Annotated in this window: 17 protein-coding genes; 8 read left to right on the top strand and 9 right to left on the bottom strand. The window is 71.7% G+C overall.

The features are described 5' to 3' along the window. Positions 1–73: 73 nt before the first annotated feature. Positions 74–823 carry a tRNA(His) guanylyltransferase Thg1 family protein gene (locus ACZ3II_RS36750; RefSeq protein WP_465524156.1) on the top strand — a complete coding sequence of 250 codons (750 nt, stop codon included), beginning with the start codon at positions 74–76 and terminating at the stop codon, positions 821–823. Here ACZ3II_RS36750 and ACZ3II_RS36745 read toward each other — a convergent pair. The 3 genes from ACZ3II_RS36745 to ACZ3II_RS36735 are packed head-to-tail and all read right to left on the bottom strand — an operon-like array spanning position 820 to position 3,898. Further along, entirely contained in the window at positions 820–2,271 is a 1,452-nt protein-coding gene (locus ACZ3II_RS36745) for a PEP/pyruvate-binding domain-containing protein (protein ID WP_465524154.1), read from the bottom strand. The two genes, ACZ3II_RS36750 and ACZ3II_RS36745, sit on opposite strands and share 4 nt — an antisense overlap. After that, positions 2,268–2,867, bottom strand: coding sequence for a transcriptional regulator (locus tag ACZ3II_RS36740; RefSeq protein WP_465524152.1), 600 nt, complete (start codon positions 2,865–2,867; stop codon positions 2,268–2,270). Before ACZ3II_RS36740 ends, ACZ3II_RS36745 begins: the two co-directional genes overlap by 4 nt. Then, positions 2,864–3,898, bottom strand: coding sequence for a TetR/AcrR family transcriptional regulator (locus ACZ3II_RS36735; RefSeq protein ID WP_465524150.1), 1,035 nt, complete (start codon positions 3,896–3,898; stop codon positions 2,864–2,866). The genes ACZ3II_RS36740 and ACZ3II_RS36735 overlap by 4 nt, the downstream gene beginning before the upstream one ends. 233 nt (positions 3,899–4,131) lie before the next feature. Here ACZ3II_RS36735 and ACZ3II_RS36730 point away from each other — a divergent pair, with 233 nt between their 5' ends. After that, positions 4,132–5,676, top strand: a complete 1,545-nt coding sequence (locus ACZ3II_RS36730) for an ATP-binding cassette domain-containing protein (protein ID WP_465524147.1) — start codon at positions 4,132–4,134, stop codon at positions 5,674–5,676. Here ACZ3II_RS36730 and ACZ3II_RS36725 read toward each other — a convergent pair. Next, positions 5,657–7,273 (bottom strand): methyl-accepting chemotaxis protein, encoded by a 1,617-nt coding sequence (locus ACZ3II_RS36725; RefSeq protein ID WP_465524145.1) that lies wholly within the window; start codon positions 7,271–7,273, stop codon positions 5,657–5,659. The genes ACZ3II_RS36730 and ACZ3II_RS36725 overlap by 20 nt on opposite strands. Positions 7,274–7,375: 102 nt before the next feature. On the opposite strand from ACZ3II_RS36725, the gene ACZ3II_RS36720 reads away from it, so the two are divergent. Both ACZ3II_RS36720 and ACZ3II_RS36715 read left to right on the top strand, forming a co-directional pair. Continuing rightward, complete coding sequence (locus tag ACZ3II_RS36720) at positions 7,376–7,774, top strand: PLD nuclease N-terminal domain-containing protein (protein ID WP_465524143.1); 399 nt, start codon at positions 7,376–7,378, stop codon at positions 7,772–7,774. Positions 7,775–7,868: 94 nt separating this feature from the next. Continuing rightward, positions 7,869–8,990, top strand: coding sequence for a 5-methyltetrahydropteroyltriglutamate--homocysteine S-methyltransferase (locus ACZ3II_RS36715; protein WP_465524141.1), 1,122 nt, complete (start codon positions 7,869–7,871; stop codon positions 8,988–8,990). A 6-nt stretch (positions 8,991–8,996) separates the two neighbouring features. Here ACZ3II_RS36715 and ACZ3II_RS36710 read toward each other — a convergent pair whose 3' ends face one another. Next, positions 8,997–9,464, bottom strand: a complete 468-nt coding sequence (locus ACZ3II_RS36710; protein WP_465524139.1) for an NUDIX hydrolase — start codon at positions 9,462–9,464, stop codon at positions 8,997–8,999. 188 nt (positions 9,465–9,652) lie between these two features. Here ACZ3II_RS36710 and ACZ3II_RS36705 point away from each other — a divergent pair, with 188 nt between their 5' ends. Then, entirely contained in the window at positions 9,653–10,942 is a 1,290-nt protein-coding gene (locus ACZ3II_RS36705; protein ID WP_465524137.1) for an HNH endonuclease signature motif containing protein, read from the top strand. A 175-nt stretch (positions 10,943–11,117) separates the two neighbouring features. Here the strand turns inward: ACZ3II_RS36705 and ACZ3II_RS36700 are convergent, their stop codons facing one another. Together ACZ3II_RS36700 and ACZ3II_RS36695 are read right to left on the bottom strand one after the other, a co-directional pair. Beyond that, a complete protein-coding gene (locus ACZ3II_RS36700; protein WP_465524135.1) occupies positions 11,118–12,251 on the bottom strand; it encodes an aminotransferase class I/II-fold pyridoxal phosphate-dependent enzyme in 1,134 nt (377 codons plus the stop codon). Continuing rightward, positions 12,184–13,110, bottom strand: a complete 927-nt coding sequence (locus ACZ3II_RS36695) for a DMT family transporter (protein ID WP_465524133.1) — start codon at positions 13,108–13,110, stop codon at positions 12,184–12,186. The genes ACZ3II_RS36700 and ACZ3II_RS36695 overlap by 68 nt, the downstream gene beginning before the upstream one ends. Positions 13,111–13,192: 82 nt before the next feature. Between ACZ3II_RS36695 and ACZ3II_RS36690 the strand changes: the two genes are divergently transcribed. Together ACZ3II_RS36690 and ACZ3II_RS36685 are read left to right on the top strand one after the other, a co-directional pair. Further along, positions 13,193–13,684: an Lrp/AsnC family transcriptional regulator gene (locus ACZ3II_RS36690; RefSeq protein WP_465524131.1), complete on the top strand. Its 492-nt coding sequence runs from the start codon at positions 13,193–13,195 to the stop codon at positions 13,682–13,684. Between the two features lie 30 nt (positions 13,685–13,714). Then, complete coding sequence (locus ACZ3II_RS36685) at positions 13,715–14,098, top strand: HPF/RaiA family ribosome-associated protein (RefSeq protein ID WP_465524129.1); 384 nt, start codon at positions 13,715–13,717, stop codon at positions 14,096–14,098. Here ACZ3II_RS36685 and ACZ3II_RS36680 read toward each other — a convergent pair. Then, entirely contained in the window at positions 14,050–14,880 is an 831-nt protein-coding gene (locus ACZ3II_RS36680) for a hypothetical protein (RefSeq protein ID WP_465524127.1), read from the bottom strand. The two genes, ACZ3II_RS36685 and ACZ3II_RS36680, sit on opposite strands and share 49 nt — an antisense overlap. Positions 14,881–14,950: 70 nt before the next feature. Beyond that, a complete protein-coding gene (locus ACZ3II_RS36675) occupies positions 14,951–15,592 on the bottom strand; it encodes an ester cyclase (protein WP_465524125.1) in 642 nt (213 codons plus the stop codon). 321 nt (positions 15,593–15,913) lie between these two features. Here ACZ3II_RS36675 and ACZ3II_RS36670 point away from each other — a divergent pair, with 321 nt between their 5' ends. Next, positions 15,914–17,275 carry an FAD/NAD(P)-binding protein gene (locus tag ACZ3II_RS36670; protein ID WP_465524123.1) on the top strand — a complete coding sequence of 454 codons (1,362 nt, stop codon included), beginning with the start codon at positions 15,914–15,916 and terminating at the stop codon, positions 17,273–17,275. The last annotated feature ends 161 nt before the right edge of the window (positions 17,276–17,436 follow it).

Genomic DNA, 17,436 nt, shown 5'->3' with positions numbered 1-17,436 from the left:
TCCCACCCCGAAATCGGTCGGTGGAGTGGGGCGGTCCGTGTGAGCATGTCGGTTCTGGATGGGAGGCGGCGGGATGGAGCGCTTCGAGGCGGGGCAGCGGAGCCGTGAGTACTTCCACGGGCTCACCGTGCTGCCCGGGGTGTGGACGGTGCTGCGGCTGGACGGGCGGGGCTTCTCCCGTTTCACCGAGCAGCACTTCGGCAAGCCGTTCGACGAGCGGTTCGCCGAGCACATGAGCGGGACGGCCGAGGCTCTGCTGGTCGAGATGGGAGCGCGGTACGCGTACACGGTCAGTGACGAGATCTCCCTGCTGTTCGACCCCGGATTCGCGCTTTTCGGCCGCTCGGTGGAGAAGCTCGTGTCGGTGTCGGCGGGCCTCGCCAGCGCCTCGTTCACCCATGCCGCCGGGATCTCCGCCCACTTCGACGCGCGGCTGTGGCTCGGTGCGGGCGTCGCGGACGTCGCCGACTACTTCTCCTGGCGGCAGTCGGACGCGGCCCGGTCCGCGCTCAACGGCTGGTGCTACTGGACGCTGCGAGCCGCGGGGCGGACCCGCCGGCAGGCCGCCGAGGCGATCGACGGCACGAGCACCGAGGACAAGAACGAGCTGCTGTTCCGGCACGGCATCAACTACAACGAGGTGCCGGCCTGGCAGCGGCGTGGCATCGGCCTGTGGTGGGAGGCGTACCAGCAGTCCGGTCACGACCCGATCCGCGGCATCGACGTCATCGCCGACCGCCGGCGCGTCCACGTCGAACGTTCCCTGCCGATGAAGGACGCCTACCGTGAAATCGTCGGGCAACTCCTCCACGACCCGGCCTAACCCACCTCCCGGGCCCAGCCGAGCAGCCGGTCGAGATGCGGGTCGGTGTCGCCGGTGGTGGTCTCGGCCGTACCGATGACGACCTCGCCACCGGTCCCGTCGATGGTGATCACCGTGCCGGCCGGGAACGACCGGCTGCCACAGTGCACCAGCCCGCCGCCCGGATCGACGGTGAGCGCGGCGGTGGCGACGACCGCCGGTTTCCCCATCGAACGGGCGACCACCGCGGCATGACTGGTCGTCCCGCCGACCGTGGTGACGATCCCGGCAGCGGCGGCCAGGCCGTGCATGTCCAGCGGTGACGTCTGCGGCCGGACCAGGACGACCGGGCCGTCCGCCGCCATCCGTACCGCCTGGTCCGCCGTGACCGCGATCCGCCCGCTCGCCACCCCGGGACTGGCCCCGGTCCCACGCGCGAGAAGCTGCGTCACGTCACGGATCCGCGGGGTGCGGGCGGCCCGCACCTGCTGCGGAGTGACCCGCGCCCGAGCCGTCGCCCGGTCGATGAGGCCCTCACCGACCAGGTCCACGGCGACGCGCACCGCCGCCCGGCCCGCCAGCCCGCCCGGCCTGACCTGCAGGAACCAGAGCCGGCCGGACTCGAACGTGAACTCCACATGGCAGACGTCCCGGTAGTGCCGTTCCACCCGCCCGAGACCGTCGAGCAGCTCGGCCCAGACCGCCGGCTCGCGCGCCGCGAGATCATCCAGTGGCCGGGTGTCCGCCCGCCCGGACACCACCGCGTCGCCACGGTGCCCGAACAGCACGTCCCCGTACGGCCCCGGCGCGCCGGTGCTCGGATCCCGGCTGAACGCGACACCGCTGCCACTGTGCTCGTCACGATCGCCGAACACCATGGCCTGCACGATCACCGCCGTCCCGAGATCGTGCGGAATGCCGTGCACCTCCCGATAGGTGACCGCTCGCGGAGAACGCCACGACGCGAACACCGCCTCCACCGCCTCGCGCAGCCCACCGGCCGGGTCGACATCGAGAATCGTGTCCATCATGCCGGGCATCGGGACCGCCGCCCCCGACCGCACCGAAACCGACAGCGGCCGATCCTCGAGGTATGGCTTCTCGCCACGTCGCCCCTGGACCGTCGACTGCAGAACGCGGGTCCCCGCCGCCAGTTCAGCCTCGAGCCCGTCCGGGAACCGGCCTCCCTCAAGGAACGCGCGGCATGCGCCGGTGACGACGACGAACCCGGGCGGCACCGGCAGCCCGAGCCCCATCAGCGTCCGCAGCCCCAGCGCCTTCCCTCCGAGCACACCCTCCTGACCAGCGGTGGTGTTGGCGGAGGGCGGAGCGGCGTGGTCCCGAGGGTCTGCGGTGGTGCTGGGAGAGGGCGGAGCCTCGGTGGTGGCCCGCGAGGCGGCATCGGCGGCGCGGTGGGAACGCGGGCTGTCGCCGGCTGTGTCGGGGGAGAGGTGGTGGAGGAAAGTCATCGGGGGATGCCCAGCGTGACCAGCAGGTCTTCGTGGAGCTGGAACCAGACGGCATGGTACGACGTGGTGGCGTCGGCCAGATACTCCCAACGGCCGGACGAAGCGCTGGCCAGAGCCGCCGCCAACCGCCCCCGGTAGCGCCCGAAGCGGGGCAGCGCCGCGTCCAGGTCCGCGCAGACCGGCCCGGCCCGCCGGTCCAGGTCGACGAAGCGGGCCAGCACCCGCGCGTCATATCCCGTGTCAGCGTGATCGTTGACCGTGGCGACCCCGTCGACGGTCCGCAGGTGCCAGGCCGAACACAGATCCAGCAGCTCCGGGTTGAGCACCATGAACCGCTCATATGCCCGGGTCACCGCCGCCGTGGCGCCGGCCGTGCGCAACTGCTCGCCGATCAGCCGGGCGTCCTCGGCCTTGCCCGCGTCGGTCAGCCCCCAGCCGCCGAACGCCCCCGGCGTGCGGGTCACCAGACCGGCCACCGCCAGATCGATCAGCCGTGACTCGGCCTCCGGCGCGGGCAGCCCACTGGCGTCCGCGATCCGGTCCAGGTCGGTGAACCCCATGCACCGCAGCGTGTGCAGCACGAGCAGATCGGTCATGGTCGCTCCTCCAGGTGCGCGGTGGCGACCGCGTGACCGGCGCCCCGGCCCGAGGCGCGGGCCACGATCCGGCCGCCGCGCACCCGGACCGCCACCTCGGTGTCGTCGGCCGGCTCCGCGCCGGCGGCCGCGGCGAGTGACGGGCCCTCGTCGAGCTCCACCTGCACCGGTGGGGCCGCGTCCGCGGGGAACGCCTGCCGCAGGCACGCGGCGAGACCGGTGATCCGCAGCCGGACCAGCGCCCCCGTCTCGGCCGGATCGCCGGTGACCACGGCCACGGTGACCCGGTCCTCCGGGCCGGCGGCGCGCACCGCCTCCTCGGCGGAACCGAGCCGGGCCGCACCGAGCACCACGATGACGCCGTCGCCGGCGGGTTCGGGCTCTGGCCAGGGGTCGTCGCAGAGTTCGGCGCCCCGTACGAAAGGAAGGTGTGGGGGGTCCCAGGCGTCGGCCAAGCCGAGGCCGGTGAGGTGACCGCAAGCCCGCGCCACCTCGAAGGGGTCGCCGAAACCGGGAGCGGCCCCGGCGAGATGGTCGGCGCCGTGCAGCAGCGCGAGGATGAGCTCGGCGAGCCGCACCCGGCGGCCCGCCCGGGGTGGGCAGGACTCCAGCGCCAGCCCGAGGAGCAGCGCCTCCAGGCGGGTCAGCTGGCCCAGGACGGCCCGGCCCGGCTCGTCGTCGAAGACGCCGGTCACCGAACGGGATCGCAACCGGGCCGCGGCCGCCGTGTCGGTGGCGAGGGGGAGCCGCTGCAGCCAGGCGCGGGCGAACGCCTCGGCGGCGCCGGTCACATCGGACACCGAGGCGGGCTGGATCGGGGCGTGCGGCCAGGAGTCGAGCAGGACGGCGAGATAGAGGGACCGTTTGCTGGTGAAGTTCGAATACACCGCGCCGCGGGTCAGCTCGGCCCGCGCGGCGATCCGGTCGACCTTGGCGTCGGCATAGCCGTGCTCGGCGAACTCCTCGACGGCCGCGTCGAGCACCGCCGCCCTGGTGCGCGCCTGCTGCTGCGCCCGCGTCAATCGAACCATGCCCGCCACGATACACCCACCATCCCGATGTTCCGAACATCCGAATAATCGATTGGCCGCCCGCGCCGGCTCGGATAGCCTTGCCGCCATGTGTGACGGAGTCGTGTTCATGAGGACGCGCGGCCGCCGCTGACGGCGGCGCGACCTTCCTCGATTGCCCGCCGTCTCGGCGTCCCGCCGGGCGGTCGCATCCGGCTGCCCGGCTCTCTTCGAGCCGCGGAGCTTCCACAACCATGTCTCACGCGCACCTTCGTGCCGAAAATGTCACCGTCCGTCTCGGCGCCCGCCTGGTCCTCGACCGCGTGTCCGTCACCGTCTCACCCGCGTCCCGCCTGGCCGTCACCGGTGAGAACGGCCGCGGCAAGACCACCCTGCTGCACGTCCTGGCCGGCCTGATCGTCCCCGCCGAGGGCGCCGTGCACCGGTCCGGAACCATCGGGCTCGCCGCCCAGGCCCTGCGCACCGCGCCGGGCGACACCGTCGGCACCCTCACCGCCGCCGCCCTGGCCGACTCGCGAGCCGCCCTGGCGGCCTTGGACCGGGAGCTTGCCGCGGGGGAATACGGTGACCGCTACGCGACCGCCCTGGAGACCGCCACCCGCCTCGACGCCTGGGACGCCGATCGCCGCGTCGACATCGCCCTGAAGGCCCTGGACGCCTGCACCGACCGGGCCCGTGAGCTGCGGACCCTCTCGGTCGGCCAGCGTTACCGGGTGCGGCTGGCCTGCCTGCTCGGCGCACACCACGACATCCTGCTGCTGGACGAGCCGACGAACCATCTGGACGCCTCCGGGCTGGCCTTCCTGACCACCCGGCTGCGTGCCCACTCCGGCGGGCTCGCCCTGGTCAGCCATGACCGGCAACTCCTGCGGGACGTCGCCGGCCAGTTCCTCGACCTCGATCCGAGCGTGGACGGCCACGCGCGGCTCTACGCCGGCGGCTACGACGAGTGGCAGGTGGGCCGCCGCCGGGACCGCGCCTCCTGGGAACAGGACTACGCCGCCCAGCAGGCCGAACACGCCCGGCTGTCGGCGGCGGCCGACCGGGCACGCGGCCGGCTGACCACCGGATGGCGCCCGGACAAGGGCGTGAACAAGCACAAACGGCAGTCGCACACACCCGGGGTGGTGCAGGCCCTCAACCGGGAGCGGGAGGCTCTCGAGGCCCATCGGATCACGGTTCCCGAGCCGCCGCCGGCGCTCCGCTTCCCGGCCCTCGACACCCGCAAAGGCGTTCCACTTCTCAAAACTGACGGGGTACGGGTACCAGGGCGCCTGAACGACCCGGTCACCCTCGCCCTCTCCGGCGGCGACCGGCTGCTCGTGACCGGTGGCAACGGAACCGGCAAGTCCACCCTGCTGGCCCTGCTGGCCGGCCGCCTGCGACCGGTGACCGGCACGATCCACCGGTCGCCGGAGGCCCGGATCGCGCTGATCGCCCAGGAGGTCCCGGAACAGCCCGCGGACGTGACGGCGCACCGGCTGCTCCAGGGGCGTTCGACGATGGGCCTGCTCGACGCGGAGGCCCTGCGCACCCCGGTCCGGCTGCTGTCACAGGGTCAGCAGCGCCGCCTCGACCTGGCGCTGTCGCTGGCCGTACGCCCCGATCTGCTGATCTTCGACGAACCCACCAACCATCTGTCGTCCACCCTGGTCGACGAGCTGACCGAGGCCCTTCTGAGCACGCCCGCCGCCGTGGTCGTCGCCACCCACGACCGGCAACTGCTCGCCGACCTGTCCACCTGGCCCCGCCTGGATCTCACACCTGATACCCGTTGACCGCGGAGGCGAGTCGCTGAGCCATGCCGGCGAGTTCCGCAGCGGTGCTGCGGGCCTCGTCGGCGCTGTGCGTGGTCTGTGTCGCGGTCTGCGCGACGCTGGTGATGTCCGCCGCGATGTTGCCCGACCCGGACGCCGCCGCCGCCACGTTGCGGCCCATCTCGCCGGTCGTGGCCGTCTGCTCCTCCACCGCCGCCGCGATCGTCGTCGCGTAGTCGTTGATCTGCGCGATCACGTTCCCGATGTCGCCGATCGCGGCGACCGCCGCGTCGGTGTCGGACTGGATCGCCGAGATCCGTTTGCTGATGTCCTCGGTGGCCCGGGCGGTCTCCTGCGCCAGATCCTTGACCTCGGACGCGACCACCGCGAACCCCTTGCCGGACTCACCGGCCCGGGCCGCCTCGATGGTCGCGTTGAGGGCGAGCAGGTTGGTCTGCTCCGCGATGCTGGTGATCGCGTTGATCACCTCGCTGATCTCCGCGCTGGCCGCCCCCAGCTTGGCCATCGTGTCGCTGGTGCGCTGGGCGGCGGTGGTGGCGGTGCCGGCCACGTGCGCGGCGTCGCCGGCGCTGCTGGCGATCTCCCGGATCGAGGCGCCCATCTCCTCGGTGCCGGCCGCGACGGTCTGCACGTTCGCCGAGATGATCTCGGCGGCGGCGGAGACGGACCCGGCCTGTTCGGCGGTGTTCTTCGCGGAGCGGGTGAGCTCCTCGGCGATGGCGGACAGCCGGTCGGAGGTGCCGGCCAGGGCGGTCGCGTCGTCGCGGACGTGCCGGACGGTGGTGGCGACCGTGGACGCGGTGCTGTTCAGTGCGGTCGCCAGCTCACCCAGTTCGTCGGCGCCGCGCACACCGGCCCGCGCGGTCAGGTCGCCGTCGTCGATGCGGCGCAGCACCTGGACGCACTCGGCGAGGGGCCGGGTGAGCCCGCGGGCGAGCAGCACGGCGACGGCCGCGCCGATCAGCAGGACGACGACGATCGCGGTGAGCACGACGGCGCGGCCGGTGCGGTACGTGTCCTGGGCGTCCTCGTGCGAGCTGGTCGCCTCCACCACCGCCGCGGCGGACAGCCCGGTCAGCGCCTCGACCATATCGGTGATCAGCGGGGGCAGTTCGGTGGCCCGTACCGAGCGCACCTGGTCGAGGCGGCCCTGCTGGGAGAGCGGGAACAGCTTGTCCGTGACGAGCCCGAGGTACGCGCTCCAGGTGGTCGAGAACGCCTTGACGCCGGCCTGCTCGTCGCCGGTGAGAGACATCGCCTGGTACGCGGTGAGCGCGTCGGCGACGTTCTGCACCTCGGTGTCGAACTTCCCGCGTTCGGTGGCGCGGGTCGCGTCGTCCCCGGCGAGCAGATACTCCAGGCCGTTGATCCGGACCCGGTTGAACGCGGACCGTACGTCGGCGACCGCCTGGGTCTTGAGAGTCTGCGCGTACTCACCCTCACCGGTGTCCGCGAGGTCGGACATCCGCATCAGGGCGAAGATGCCTACCGCGCCGCCGAGGGCGGCCACCAGCAGCACCACCACGAGGATCTTGGCACCGATGCGTACGTCGCTCAGCAAGCGCTTCTCGGCGCCGGGCGGCACGGGTTCGCTCATGAGAGAAATCTTCGTCATTCGCGACGGGCTCCACGGCCGATTGAGCCGAAAAGCCGGTGGGAGGGGGCCACGGCGCCGACCGGGCTTTGGCATCATCAGCGCGTGATTCGTCTCTACTCGCTGTTCGCGCTGATAGACCTCGTGTTGATCATATGCGCGCTGATCTCCTGCCTCTCCGCCGAGGAACACGAGATCCGCGCCCTGCCCCGGATCGTCTGGGTCATCCTGATCCTGCTGTTCTCCCCGATCGGCGGCATCGCCTGGTTCGTGGCCGGCCGCCCGCCCCGCCCGGTGAAGCTCAGCAACGGCACCACGTGGCGGCCGGGCAGCGGCTTCCCGGAGAAGGCGCGGCCGCGCTCGCCCGACGACGACCCGGAGTTCCTGCGCGGCATCAGCGAGCGGCAGAAGAAGGAGGACGAGGACCTGATGAAGAAGTGGGAGGCCGACCTGCGCCGCCGCGAGGACGACCTCAAGCGCCGGGAGCAGGGTGGGACTGATTGATCGCCGTACCCGATAGACGGGTCGGCATCGATGGAGATTGATCGCGTCGCGGCGTAGGTTGACGAGACCCGTACCGTGCGAAGGGGCCACGCCAATGACGCTCCGTGACAAACCTCCGTTCCGTGCCGACCACGTCGGCAGCCTGCTGCGGCCGCCGAGCCTGCTGAAGGCCCGCGAGCAGCGCGCCGTCGGCGAGATCACCGCCGAGGAGTTGCGGGCCGTCGAGGACGACGCGATCCGCGAGGTCGTCCGGATGCAGCGCGACGTGGGCCTGCGCTCGGCCACCGACGGCGAGTTCCGCCGTACCTCCTGGCACATGGACTTCATCTATCGGCTCGGCGGCATCCGGCCCACCGACGAGAAGATCCAGGTCCACTTCCGCAACGCCGACGGCGAACTCGACTTCGAGTCGGCCGCCCTGGCCGTCGGCGGCCCGATCACCCTCGAGGAGACGATCTTCGGCTCCGACTTCGCGTTCCTCAACGCGCAGGTCGGCGGCGACGTCACCGCCAAACTGACCATCCCGTCGCCGAGCATGGTGCACTACCGCGGCGGGCGGGCCGCCATCGATCCGGGCGTCTACCCCGACGAGGAGCGTTTCTGGGCCGACCTGAGCGCCGCGTACGCCGAGCAGGTCCGCCGGGTCGCCGCCCTCGGCTGCCGCTACCTGCAACTCGACGACACCAGCCTGGCCTACCTCAACGACCCGGCCCAGCGCCGCCTGCTCACCGACCGCGGCGACGACGCCGAGCACCAGCATCTCCGCTACATCCGCCAGATCAACGCCGCCATCGCCGGCCGCCCGGCCGGCCTGAACGTCACCACCCACATGTGCCGCGGCAACTTCCGCTCCTCGTGGGCCGCCGAGGGCGGTTACGACTTCGTCGCCGAGGCGCTCTTCAGCGAACTCGCCGTCGACGGCTTCTTCCTCGAGTACGACGACGACCGCTCCGGCGGCTTCGCCCCACTCCGTTTCGTCCCGCCCGGGAAAACGGTCGTCCTCGGCCTGGTCACCACGAAACGCGGCGCCCTGGAATCCAGGGACACCCTGAAACGGCGGATCGACGAGGCCGCCCGCTACATCCCCCTCGACCAGCTCTGCCTCTCCCCGCAGTGCGGCTTCTCCTCGACCGTCGAGGGCAACGTCCTGACGTACGCCGAGCAGGTCGCGAAACTTCGCCTCATCGCCGAGACCGCCGCCGAGGTCTGGGGCTGAGTCCGGTCAGTGCCGGACCAGCCCGCCGACCGGGACCGGCGCGGTATGGCCGGTCCCCGGAAGGTCCCGGGCCAGCGCGAGCCCGACGTCGACGAGCGATGCCCGCCGCAGCCCCGCCACCTCGTCGAGCGGGGTCCATACCGACTCGGCGGTCGCCCCGTCCGGCTCCGGCCGGGGCGTCCCGCCGGTGATCCGTACCCGATAGAAGATCCCGATGTTCTGATGCTCGACGCCCGCCCGGGACTCGCTCGCCGGGATCACCCGCGAATCCACCCCGAGCAGCCGTTCCACCGCCGCGTCGTACCCGGTCTCCTCGGCCACCTCCCGCACCACCGCGTCGAACGGATCCTCGCCGTGCTCGACCCGCCCACCGGGCAGCGTCCAGTTCGTGTCCCCGTCCACCGCCACGAAGCGGGCCAGCAGAACCCGCCCGTCCTCGATGCAGACCGCGTATGCCGCCAGCCGGAAGCTCATCCCCGGATTCTGCCCAGCCGTCGTCGCCCGACCGCGAGCGCGGCACCTCCCGATTGTCGCCCCTTCCAGGAGGCAGCCCGCGTTTGATACCTCAGGATTGCATCGGCGGCGAGTCGAATCGTCCGTTTGTGAGGTCCGGGCGAAACCGGGTCGGAGCCGGTCTTCGGGTTTGGATTCTTGTCGTACGCATGTTCGAGAATGCTGGCATGCAGGAGACGATGCGGCAGCTCACCGACCTAGCGGCGCAGTGCGCGACGTGGCGCACGAGTCCGCTGCCAGACGGCGAGCTGCTGGACTTCCTCGATGGAGTGCATCAGGCCCAGCAGATGTTGCACGCCGCCGTCCTGCACGCCGTCCAGGAGGTTCGCAGCCGGAAGATCCCGGCTGCTCAGCATGCCGCGTCGCCTCGGCTGTGGTTGCGCGACCGGTTGCGCATCAGCGCTCGTGCCGCGACCCTGTTGCTGCGCCAGGCTGCTGTGGTCGATCGGGATCCTGATCTGGATGCGGCGCTGGCGGAGGGGAAGGTGAACGCCGAGCAGCTGGGGGCGATCACCAACGCTCTGGCCGGTCTGCCGAAGAGGCTGGACGCCGGCATTCGTGCCGATGCGGCGACGACGTTGGCCGGTTGGGCGCAGCAGTTGGACCCGGAAGGGCTGCGCGCGATGGGCCGGCGCATCCTCGATCATGTCGCGCCCGAGATCGCCGAGGCGACCGAGGAACGGCGTCTGCGTGAGGCCGAACGCGATGCTCACGAGCAGCGGTATCTGACGTTGACCGCGCTCGGCGACGGCCGGGTCCGGGTGTCGGGCATCGTCGACAGTGAAGCGGCGGCGATCGTCACGGCCGCGCTCGATCCGCTGTGCAAACCGGAGACGGTCGCTGCGGAGGCGGCGGCAAGCGGGCAGGTGCGGTCGCCGGGGCAGCGGCGGGCGGATGCGCTGGTGGAGGTGTGCCGACTCGTTCTGACCGGGAGCGGCCTGCCGGACAACGGTGGTGACCGGCCGCAGATCGCTGTCACCGTCGCCTTCGACCCACTGCGCGCGGCGCTCGGAGCGGGTGTGCTGGATTCGGGGGAGCCGGTGTCCGCGGAGACGGTGCGGCGGCTGGGCTGCGATGCCCGGATCCTGCCGATCGTCCTCGGCGGCGCCGGGCAGATCCTGGACGCGGGACGTTCCCGCCGGACCGCCACCGGGCCGTTGCGCCGGGCGTTGACGGTCCGGGACAAGGGCTGTGCGTTCCCCGGCTGTGATCGGCCGGCCCGGTGGTGCGACGCCCACCATGTGATCAGCTGGGCCGACAACGGACCCACCGACCTGCGGAACCTGGTGCTGTTGTGCGGTCACCACCACCGTCTGATCCACACCGACGCCGGCTGGGAGATCCACATTGCCGGCGACGGACTACCGGAGTTCCTGCCGCCGGCCTGGCTCGACGCGAACCGGCTACCCCGCCGCAACCAATATCACCGGCGACCGTGAGGTCACCCCGATCAGACCGCGCGGGCACCGCGATCACATCGTGGACCGCGGAGGGCGAGAGTCGGCCGACCACTGATCACACATCGGGCGCGAGATATCAGCGGTGATGCATCGCGACCGGTCCGTGCTACCGGTCCACCCGGCGCCGGCCGTGCCGGGAACCCGGAGATCCGGCTCACACGCCGACCGCGCGGATCGCGGCGGCGACGTCGTCCAGGCGGGTGGCGGGGATGCCGGCCAGGTTGATCCGGCCGGTCGGTAGCCCGTACACCGCGAACTCGGTCGTGAGGCGCCGCATCGCCGCAGCGTCCAGGGGAAGCGTGAGGAACATGCCCCGCTGGTCGGCGAGGCCGGGCATACCGAGGCGGCCGGCGAGACCGTCCCGCAGCGCGGTCAGCCGGGTCCGCATCGTGGACAGCTCGGCACGCCAGGAGGCGGCCAGAACGGGATCGCCGAGGATCTCCTCGACGATCGCGGCTCCGTGCGCGGGCGGCTGCGAGTAGCTGGCGCGGGCGATGTTCTCCAGCAGGCCGCGCGCCTGACCGCGGCAGCCCGGATCGTCGCTGACCACGAGGGCGCAGCCGGTCCGCTCGCTGTACAGACCCCACGCCTTGGACGCGCTGACCGCCACGACCGCGTCCGGCACCGCCCGCAGCAGCCGCCGCATGCCGGTGAGGTCCTCGGTGAGGCCGTCGCCGAGCCCGAAGTACGCCTGGTCGACGAACGGCACCACACCCCGCCGGACCAGCACCGCGGCGAGCTCGTCCCACATCGCGGCGGGCATGCTCCAGCCGGTCGGGTTGTGGCAGCAGCCCTGCAGCAACAGCACGTCACCGGGACGGGCCTGATCCATCGCGGTCAGGACATCACGGACCGGGTGGGTGACGACGCGCAGGCCGGCGGCGGCCAGGATCGCCGGGTGGTTGACGTAGGCGGGCGTGCCCAGGTGGACCGTCCGGTCCGGTCCGGTGGCCGCCAGCATGTCGGCGAGCAGCCGTAACGCGCCGGTTCCGGCGACGGTCTGGACTCCCGCGGTCCGCGACTCCAGTTCGACGTCGGCGAACAGCAGTGCTGTCATCATCCGGGTGAAGCGCTCGTTGCCGGCCAGCCCGACGTACGCCTTCGACCCGGCCCGGTCCGCGAGCCGCCGTTCCGCGTCCCGGACCGCGCCCATCACCGGCGCGAACCCGGCGTCGTCCCGGTACACGCCGACGATCAGATCCAGTCGCTCCGGCCGGGTGTCACGGGCGCAGTCCGCGGTCAGTTGCCAGAGCGTGTCGACGGTCGGTGACGGTGCGGTCAGCAACATGGCGAGGGAGTCCTTGCGGTAGACGGTTGTAGACGACGACCCCGGCGACGACCAGGGCCAGCCCGGCCGCGTCCGGTAGCGCGATCGGTTCGCCGAGCAGCGGGATCGCGGCGAGCGCGGTGACGACCGGGCTCAGCGCGCCCAGCGTCGCGGCGGTGCGGCCGCCGAGATGACGGATCGCGACCGGGTAGCAGAGGCCGGCCAGCACGCCCACGCCGACGCCCTGAACCAGCAGGTAGAGCACGATGTCGGAGGAGCGGGCGACGCCGGTGGCCAGGTGGGAGGGCAGGACGCCGGCGCCGATCAGCAGGATCGCGATGACGCTGGAGGGGAGGCAGAGGGCGAGGGCCGTACCGATCGGATCAAGCACCGTGACCCGCAGCGACATGGTGTAGACCGCCCAGATCAGCCCCGCCAGGAGCAGCACGACGCCGCCCGGCTGGAAGCCGGCGGTCGCGACACCCGCGAGGATGACGGCGAGCGCGGCGGCTTGCGGTTTCGAGACGGTCAGACCATGGATCCTGTACGCGAGAAGCGCCACGAACACCGGCACCGTCCCGGGAATCACCAGCCCGACCAGCGCCGCACTGGTGAGCCGGCCGGCCAGCGCTGCCACCAGGAAGTACGGCAGTCCCGCCCCGATCAGCAGCCCGGCCAGCACGACCGGGCGCTCGGAGCGCAGCCGGCGGACCGTCCGGGGGATCCACGGCGCCAGCAGCAGCACCGGCACCCCGAACCGGATCAGCGCCGCGTCCGCGGTCGTCAGCGTGGACACGCCGATCCCGCGGACGCTGAGCGCGAACCCGGCCCACACCACGACGGTCACCGCCATGGCGATGAGTCCCGTGCTCCTCTTCATGACTGGCACGGTAGGCGTTTCGCCAAGGCAGCCGATTGCTAATTCGTGCTCGCCGGGTCCGGTCTTTGGCAGAATCTGCCACATGCGCGACCTGGACGACATCGACCGGCGGATCCTGCTCGAACTGCAGCGCGACGGCCGCCTCAGCAATCAGGACCTCGCCGACCGGATCGGGCTGTCCCCGTCACCGTGCCTGCGGCGGGTGCGGCTGCTCGAGGAGGCCGGGGTGATCGCCGGTTACCGGGCGGTCGTCGACCAGGAGGCGGTCGGGCTGCCGATCACCGCGTTCGTCCGGATCACCCTGGAGTCGCACGAGTTCGAGCTGGTCGAGCGGGTGGAGGCGCAGATCCGTCAGGTGCCGGAGATCGTCGAGGCCTACCTGCTCGCCGGTGACCAGGACTACCTGCTGAAGATCACGATCGACTCGTTCGCGTCGTACGAGAACTTCGTCCGCACCCGGCTGCGCACCATCCCGGCGCTCGCATCGATCCAGACCACGTTCGCGTTCGGTGTCACCAAACAGGTGTCCCCGCTGCCGAATCTTTTCGGATCATCTTGGGTACGGGGGTTATGACCGTTTCCCGCCGGACCATGAGGAGATCAGATGACTGCCGTCGCGAACCCGGCCACCGTCGCCGAGTGCCTGCGTGTCGGTGCCGGATTCTCACAGGGTGACCTGAACTGGCTCGTCGAGCAGTTCGGAACCCTGGATGCCCGCCTGGCCTCCTTCCACGCCGACGCCACCGCCCTGGAGATCTCCGTGAAGGACCGGGCGGCCCGTGGCCAGAAGGTGACCCTGGAGTGCTGGGTCAGCGGTGGCGACAAGATCGTCACCACGTCGTCGGAGGAGGACCTGCACGCGGCGGTGATGGACGTCCGCGACGACCTGCGGCGCCGGCTCAACGACGCGAAGACCAAGCACGAGCCGCGGCACAACCGTCACCTGCGCGAGGTGCCCCAGCCCGACCCGACCGTCCTCGAGGACTGATCCGTCCGGAGCCGGGACACACCCTTGCCGGCCAGGTGGGCGGCAAGGGTCCCGGCGAGGCCGACGATGAAGGCGGCGGCGATCCCCAGGGGTACGAGCAGCACCGCCACCAGGAAACAGAACACCGCGAACCCGATCAGCCCGCGTACCACCCCGGCCGCCGTCCTGATCGCCGCCGCTGGCCCCTGCTGCGCCAGCGCGAACGTGGCGACCACGCTGATCGCGACCGGGAACGGCGCCAGGATCCCGGTGACCACCGGCCCGACCGCGGCCGAGATCCCGGTGACCAGCAGGACCAGCGCGGCTGTGGCGAGCGCGCGGCCCGGCAGATCCCACCACGGGGCCTCGTTCGGCGTGTTGATCTGCGGCGAACCGGTCCGCCGCAGATCAACACGCCGAATCAGGCGATGCGCGACCAGGACCGCGACGAGGACGACGGCGATTCCCTGGTACGCGTTCACAGGGAGCCGGACGAGCACGACATCGGACAGGATCGTCGCCGCCCACGACAGCCCGAGCGCCGGCGCCCAGCGGAAACGGCGGCTCGCGTAGGCGAACGCCGTCACGAACACCGCCAGCGAGACCAGCCCGAGCAGTGAGGCCGCGGCCGCCCGCGCGCCGAAACCCGTGCCGTGGTCGAGGGCGGAGATCAGCAGGATCGGCCCGGCCACGATCGGGAACGCCACCAGCATGCCGGTGACCCGGTCACCCCAGCGCCGCCCGGCCAGCGACGAGCCGACGACCAGCAACGGAGCCAGCAACAGCTTCAGCATCAGCGTCACTGACGCCACCCTATCCCGTCGATGTCGCGGTGCGCCGCCGGCCATCACCAGGGCCGGCGGCGTCCTGACGTCAGTGCGCGATCGGGCAGCCGCCGGTCAGCTTGCCGAGGAACGCGTTCGGGTCGTAGTAGTGCTCGACCTCGAGCAGCTTCAGGTCGTCGTTCACCTTGGCGACGCTCATGCCGAACATCTCGATCGTCTTCCCGTTCGGCTGGAAGCCGTGGTACTCGCCGTCGAACGCGCCCCAGTGCCGCCACTTGAAGGCGACCACCGGCGGCGGGCTGAGGACCTCGAGGACCTCCCAGTAGAACCCGTTCGGGAACGCGCCGTGGAAGACGTCGTGCTGGCTGTCGAACGACTCCTTGCCGACCCGGTAGAACGGGCTGTCGCCGATCAGCACGTTGTAGCTGCCCTGCTCGGCGATGTCCTGCGCGGACGCCCAGCCGCCACCGTTCACGTTGGTGCGGAACTTCTCCGACACCATCGACACCCAGGTCTGCGGGTCGTGCTTGTGCGAGACCTCCATCTCGAAGACCTGCACGATGGACTCGACGATCGCCTCGAGCGAACCGGGCGCGTGGTCGGTGGTCCGCTGGCCGGGCATCACCACGTGGGACAGATGGTAGTCAGGGGTGCCGTGCCGGAACTCGGACGGGTCGGCGGCCTCGATCACGGCCGAACGGCCCTGCAGCCACAACGGGGTCTCAGACAAGGGTGGTCCTTCCAACGGCTTCTATGTGTCGCACTTCGGTTACCGCGCGTAGATCAAAACGGTGATCACCCTATCCACCGTGGACCGATGCGAAAAGACCACATTGGTTAACACCTATTTGCGAAACGACTTATGTATTAACGAACGACGAAGTCTGCCGCTCGCGAGGTGTTTCGGCCGGCTGTGAACTTCCCGTGACACGCCCGCCATCACCTACAAAACCTAGAGGTTATGTGGTTAGGTTGGGGAAGTCTCACACCCCCGGGAGGACGCGATGCCGGAGCACTGTAGCGAGCGGCCCACGAGCGCGGCGGCAATGCGGTGACCAGCACCATCACCCGCGGCCCGAGCGTGGCCGCCCCGGCCCGGCACGGCCCGGGCACCATCGCGGTGATCGGCGGCGGCGCTGCCGGCGCCCTCACCGCGGCCGCCATCGCCCAGGATCCCGCATGGCGGACTGTGCTGATCTCGCCCGAGGACCAGCCCGGCCGCGGCGTCGCCTACGGCACCGCGGAACCCTGGCACCTGCTCAACTCCCGCGCCGCCGCGATGAGCGCCCACCCCGGCGACCCGCACCACCTCCTGCGCTGGTGCCACGAGCGCGGCCTGCCCGCCGACCCGGCCACCTTCCTGCCCCGCACCGTCTACGGCGAATACCTCGCCGACCACTTCCGGTCCGCGGCCGGCCCCCGCTTGTCCCACCACCGGGCCACCGCGACGGGGGTACGCCGTACGCCCGCCGGAGATTTCGTCGTCACCGACGACTCCGGAGCCGAGATCCAGGCCGGCCACGTGGTGCTGGCACTCGGCAACCCGCCGCCGTGCGTACCGTCCGCGGTCAGCGAGGCCGCCCGCCCCGACGTCGCCTTCGTCGCCGACCCGTGGGCCCCCGGAGCCCTCGACGCGGTCCCCGCCGACGAGCCGGTGCTGCTGCTCGGCACCGGGCTCACCGCCGTCGACGTCGCGCTCACCCTGACCCGTGACGGGCGGACCGTACCCATCGACGCCCTCTCCCGCCGCGGCCTCCCGCCGCTCGCGCACCCCGCGCAGCCCGCCCCCGCCGCCGTCCTCGACCTGCCGTCCTCCCCGGCCCTGACGCCGCTGATCCGCCAGGTGCGGCAGGCGATCGCCGCCGGCGCCGACGGGACCGCCGTGATCGACCACGTCCGCACCCAGGCGGACCGGCTGTGGGCGGCCCTCGAACCCGCCGCCCAGCAACGGTTCCTGCGCCACCTGCAGCGGTACTGGGAGGTGCACCGTCACCGGATGGCGCCACCGATCGCCGCCCGCGTCGCCGGCCTGCGCTCCCAAGGGCTGCTCAACCTCCACCGTGGCCACCTGACCTCGATCGAACCCGGCCCGCGCGGCGGCCTGACCGTCCACGTCCAGGGCGAACCCCCCCAGCGGTACGGGGCCGTGATCACCTGTACGGGCCCGGGACCACTGCCGTGCTCGGCGGGCCCACTGCTCGCCGGCCTGCTCCGTGACGGCCTGGTCCGGACCGGCCCGCACAACCTCGGCATCGACACCGACCCGGCGGGCCAGGCCGGCCCGGGGTTGTGGCTGGTCGGACCGCTGCGCCGCGGACACCTCTGGGAATCGACCGCCATCCCGGAGATCCGGGCACAGGCGTATCGGCTCGCGGCGGCACTCCCGTCCCGTGCCCCGGTGACCGCCGGCTGACCGATCCCGTCCCGCACCGAGCGGCGGGGTTCCGCGACCGAGTTGCTGCCGGGTGTGCTGGTCGACCGGCCGGCGCTCCGCAGCCGAGTCGTCGCAGCGCCGGCCGGTCGTCGCGATGCTCACCGTGGACGTGGTGCGGAGCCGGTCGACGTCCGTGCTGG

It is taken from the genome of Actinoplanes sp. NPDC019969, assembly GCF_055562375.1.
This window is presented reverse-complemented; position numbering and strand designations above follow the sequence as displayed.